Annotated in this window: 2 tRNA genes and 3 rRNA genes; all 5 read left to right on the top strand. The window is 50.6% G+C overall.

The features are described from left to right. The first annotated feature begins 167 nt into the window (after nt 1-167). The 5 genes from ED236_RS12235 to rrf all read left to right on the top strand — a co-directional run bounded on the left by ED236_RS12235 (nt 168) and on the right by rrf (nt 5,500). Nucleotides 168-1,705 (top strand): 16S ribosomal RNA (locus tag ED236_RS12235). Nucleotides 1,706-1,780: 75 nt separating this feature from the next. Next, nucleotides 1,781-1,857 (top strand) — tRNA-Ile (locus ED236_RS12230). 15 nt (nt 1,858-1,872) lie between these two features. After that, nucleotides 1,873-1,948, top strand: a tRNA-Ala gene (locus ED236_RS12225). Between the two features lie 356 nt (nt 1,949-2,304). After that, a 23S ribosomal RNA gene (locus ED236_RS12220) occupies nt 2,305-5,187 on the top strand. 199 nt (nt 5,188-5,386) lie between these two features. Further along, nucleotides 5,387-5,500 (top strand): 5S ribosomal RNA (gene rrf / locus ED236_RS12215). The 16S, 23S and 5S rRNA genes sit together here with 2 tRNA genes alongside, the layout of an rRNA operon. Nucleotides 5,501-5,505 lie beyond the last annotated feature (5 nt).

Here is a 5,505-nt window from a genome sequence, read left to right as displayed (position 1 = left end):
GATTGCAGACGGATGACACTCAAGATACAAGTGCTTATACCTTGAATGAAACTTTGTAAATCGCTCTGGTCAGCAATGACTGGAGCCGACGCACCTAAGATTCATTTGAGAATTTAAGCCAAAGCGAAATACCACCTCGTAAGAGGAAAAAGTAATAGTTGGGAATTAAACTGAAGAGTTTGATCCTGGCTCAGATTGAACGCTGGCGGAATGCTTTACACATGCAAGTCGAACGGGCTTAAGGGGCTTGCTCCTTAAGTTAGTGGCGAACGGGTGAGTAATATATCGGAACGTATCCAATAGTGGGGGATAACGAGTCGAAAGATTCGCTAATACCGCATACGCCCTGAGGGGGAAAGTGGGGGACCGCAAGGCCTCACGCTAATGGAGCGGCCGATATCTGATTAGCTAGTTGGTGAGGTAAAGGCTCACCAAGGCGACGATCAGTAGCTGGTCTGAGAGGACGACCAGCCACACTGGAACTGAGACACGGTCCAGACTCCTACGGGAGGCAGCAGTGGGGAATTTTGGACAATGGGCGAAAGCCTGATCCAGCCATTCCGCGTGAGTGAAGAAGGCCTTCGGGTTGTAAAGCTCTTTCGCAAGGGAAGAAAGATTACTTTTTAATAAAGAGTGATTATGACGGTACCTTGATAAGAAGCACCGGCTAACTACGTGCCAGCAGCCGCGGTAATACGTAGGGTGCGAGCGTTAATCGGAATTACTGGGCGTAAAGCGAGCGCAGGCGGTTCTGCAAGTCAGATGTGAAATCCCCGGGCTCAACCTGGGAACTGCGTTTGAAACTACAGAGCTAGAGTATAGGAGAGGGAGGTAGAATTCCACGTGTAGCAGTGAAATGCGTAGAGATGTGGAGGAATACCGATGGCGAAGGCAGCCTCCTGGCCTAATACTGACGCTCATGCTCGAAAGCGTGGGGAGCAAACAGGATTAGATACCCTGGTAGTCCACGCCCTAAACGATGTCTACTAGTTGTTGGTGGAGTAAAATCCATTAGTAACGCAGCTAACGCGTGAAGTAGACCGCCTGGGGAGTACGGTCGCAAGATTAAAACTCAAAGGAATTGACGGGGGCCCGCACAAGCGGTGGATTATGTGGATTAATTCGATGCAACGCGAAAAACCTTACCTGGCCTTGACATGTACGGAACTTTCCAGAGATGGATTGGTGCTCGAAAGAGAGCCGTAACACAGGTGCTGCATGGCTGTCGTCAGCTCGTGTCGTGAGATGTTGGGTTAAGTCCCGCAACGAGCGCAACCCTTGCCAATAATTGCCATCATTTAGTTGGGCACTTTATTGGGACTGCCGGTGACAAACCGGAGGAAGGTGGGGATGACGTCAAGTCCTCATGGCCCTTATGGCCAGGGCTTCACACGTAATACAATGGTCGGTACAGAGGGTTGCCAACCCGCGAGGGGGAGCCAATCCCAGAAAGCCGATCGTAGTCCGGATTGCAGTCTGCAACTCGACTGCATGAAGTCGGAATCGCTAGTAATCGCGGATCAGCATGTCGCGGTGAATACGTTCCCGGGCCTTGTACACACCGCCCGTCACACCATGGGAGTGGGTTTCACCAGAAGTAGGTAGCCTAACCGTAAGGAGGGCGCTTACCACGGTGGGATTCATGACTGGGGTGAAGTCGTAACAAGGTAGCCGTATCGGAAGGTGCGGCTGGATCACCTCCTTTCTAGAGAATCGCGAATGCTGCAAGCATTCACACTTATCAGTTGTTCAAAGAGCGCATCAAGGAATGGCCTGATTCGGGTCTGTAGCTCAGCTGGTTAGAGCACCGTGTTGATAACGCGGGGGTCGTTGGTTCGAGCCCAACCAGACCCACCAGATTGTGTAGTCGATGGGGGATTAGCTCAGCTGGGAGAGCACCTGCTTTGCAAGCAGGGGGTCGTCGGTTCGATCCCGTCATCCTCCACCATGAATTGATGCAGAAGTTAGAAGCAAGTCTTGTTTGGCAAGATTGAAACAGGGTTTGCTTCTGGCTTTTTTAAGCTGGACTGTTCTTTAACAAAATGGAAGAAGTAAAGAGAACACAGGAACTTTGTGATGAGGTTCTGCGTGTTCAAATTGGGTAGTAATTGATTGCAAAATCGAAATGTTTTGACGCGTTAAGTTCTGACTTGATTCTCTGATCAGGTTGGTAATAAGACGGTTAACTCAAGTTCATCTAATTCTGCTTGGGGTTAGGTGGATGTAGTGCTTTAGAAACTTGTAACGGATGTCTCATGCATCATGGAATTTGAGTTTAAAAGGGCTCAGGTTTTAACGTTATAGGATCAAGTGAATAAGTGCATATGGTGGATGCCTTGGCGATTACAGGCGATGAAGGACGTGGTAGCCTGCGTAAAGGTTCGGGGAGCTGGCAAACAAGCTTTGATCCGGACATGTCCGAATGGGGAAACCCACCCGCAAGGGTAACCTATCCTGAATACATAGGGATATGGTGGCGAACTGAGTGAACTGAAACATCTAAGTAGCTCAAGGAAAAGAAATCAACCGAGATTCCGGAAGTAGTGGCGAGCGAAACCGGAAAAGCCTGTTATTTTTAGCACATGCGATAGTAGAACGGAATGGAAAGTCCGGCCATAGCGGGTGATAGCCCCGTATACGAAATCCCGTGTGTGGAACTAGGGTAACGACAAGTAGGGCGGGACACGTGAAATCCTGTCTGAACATGGGGGGACCATCCTCCAAGGCTAAATACTCGTAATCGACCGATAGTGAACCAGTACCGTGAGGGAAAGGCGAAAAGAACCCCGGGAGGGGAGTGAAATAGATCCTGAAACCGTATGCATACAAACAGTGGGAGCGGACTTGTTCCGTGACTGCGTACCTTTTGTATAATGGGTCAGCGACTTACATTCAGTAGCAAGCTTAACCGATAGGGGAGGCGTAGCGAAAGCGAGTCCGAATAGGGCGTTCAGTTGCTGGGTGTAGACCCGAAACCAAGTGATCTATCCATGGCCAGGATGAAGGTGCCGTAACAGGTACTGGAGGTCCGAACCCACTAACGTTGAAAAGTTAGGGGATGAGCTGTGGATAGGGGTGAAAGGCTAAACAAACTTGGAAATAGCTGGTTCTCTCCGAAAACTATTTAGGTAGTGCCTCGTATATCACTCTTGGGGGTAGAGCACTGTTATGGCTAGGGGGTTCATAAGAACTTACCAAACCATTGCAAACTCCGAATACCGAGAAGTGCAATTACGGGAGACAGACCATGGGTGCTAACGTCCGTGGTCAAGAGGGAAACAACCCAGACCGCCAGCTAAGGTCCCTAATGACGTGCTAAGTGGAAAACGAAGTGGGAAGGCATAGACAGCTAGGAGGTTGGCTTAGAAGCAGCCATCCTTTAAAGAAAGCGTAATAGCTCACTAGTCGAGTCGTCCTGCGCGGAAGATGTAACGGGGCTAAGCACGTAACCGAAGCTGCGGATGCATATTTATATGCATGGTAGGAGAGCGTTCTGTAGGCCTGCGAAGGTGTTCTGTGAGGAATGCTGGAGGTATCAGAAGTGCGAATGCTGACATGAGTAGCGATAAAGCGGGTGAAAGGCCCGCTCGCCGAAAGCCCAAGGTTTCCTGCGCAACGTTCATCGGCGCAGGGTGAGTCGGCCCCTAAGGTGAGGCAGAGATGCGTAGCTGATGGGAAACAGGTTAATATTCCTGTACCTCAATGTAATGCGATGTGGGGACGGAGAAGGTTAGGTCAGCCATCTGTTGGAATAGGTGGTTTAAGCGTGTAGGTTGATCTCTTAGGCAAATCCGGGAGGTTAAGACTGAGGCGTGACGACGAGGCACTTCGGTGCTGAAGTGATTGATACCAAGCTTCCAAGAAAAGCCACTAAGCTTCAGTTACATTGGGACCGTACCGCAAACCGACACAGGTGGGCAGGATGAGAATTCTAAGGCGCTTGAGAGAACCCGGGAGAAGGAACTCGGCAAATTAGCACCGTAACTTCGGGAGAAGGTGCGCCCCGGTAGAGTGTAGAGACTTGCTCTCGAAGCTCGATGGGGTTGCAGTGAAAAGGTGGCTGCGACTGTTTAATAAAAACACAGCACTGTGCAAACACGAAAGTGGACGTATACGGTGTGACGCCTGCCCGGTGCCGGAAGGTTAAGTGATGGGGTGCAAGCTCTTGATCGAAGCCCCGGTAAACGGCGGCCGTAACTATAACGGTCCTAAGGTAGCGAAATTCCTTGTCGGGTAAGTTCCGACCCGCACGAATGGCGTAACGATGGCCACACTGTCTCCTCTCGGGACTCAGCGAAGTTGAAATGTTTGTGAAGATGCAATCTACCCGCGGCTAGACGGAAAGACCCCATGAACCTTTACTGTAGCTTTGCATTGGACTTTGACAAGATTTGTGTAGGATAGGTGGGAGGCATTGAAGCGTGGTCGCCAGATCGCGTGGAGCCAACCTTGAAATACCACCCTGATGTTGTTGAGGTTCTAACCTAGGTCCATTATCTGGATCGGGGACCGTGCATGGTGGGCAGTTTGACTGGGGCGGTCTCCTCCCAAAGAGTAACGGAGGAGTGCGAAGGTAACCTAGGTACGGTCGGAAATCGTACTGATAGTGCAATGGCATAAGGTTGCTTGACTGCGAGACGGACAGGTCGAGCAGGTGCGAAAGCAGGTCATAGTGATCCGGTGGTTCTGTATGGAAGGGCCATCGCTCAACGGATAAAAGGTACTCTGGGGATAACAGGCTGATTCCTCCCAAGAGTTCATATCGACGGGGGAGTTTGGCACCTCGATGTCGGCTCATCACATCCTGGGGCTGTAGCCGGTCCCAAGGGTATGGCTGTTCGCCATTTAAAGTGGTACGTGAGCTGGGTTTAAAACGTCGTGAGACAGTTTGGTCCCTATCTGCCGTGGGCGTTGGAAGTTTGAGGGGACCTGCTCCTAGTACGAGAGGACCGGAGTGGACGGATCTCTGGTGGACCGGTTGTCATGCCAATGGCATAGCCGGGTAGCTAAATCCGGAAGAGATAAACGCTGAAAGCATCTAAGCGTGAAACTCGCCTCGAGATGAGACTTCCCGGGGGTTTAACCCCCCTAAAGAGTCGTTCAAGACCAGGACGTTGATAGGTCGGATGTGGAAGCGCAGTAATGCGTTAAGCTGACCGATACTAATTGCTCGTGCGGCTTGATCCTATAACCTTGAAACTTGAGCTAAGCACTGTAAAAAGTGAAACGTGAAATGTAAAAAGTAACGTCAACAGCAAAAGCAAGGTCGCTCTAAAGCGTTGCAATCAAGAATACCGAATCTTTACTTCTTCCAGTTTGTTAAAGCAGTGTGCTAACGCACCCATGCTTTATGCGCTGAGCTCATATGCTCACGCCACCGGTTATGTCTGGCGGCCATAGCGATTTGGACCCACCCCTTCCCATCTCGAACAGGGCCGTGAAACGAATCTGCGCCAATGATAGTGTGCTTCTCGCATGCGAAAGTAGGTCACCGCCAGGCTCTTA

Source organism: Pseudomethylobacillus aquaticus (assembly GCF_003730115.1).
In the GTDB taxonomy this organism is placed as follows: Bacteria; Pseudomonadota; Gammaproteobacteria; order Burkholderiales; family Methylophilaceae; genus Pseudomethylobacillus; species Pseudomethylobacillus aquaticus.
This window is presented reverse-complemented; position numbering and strand designations above follow the sequence as displayed.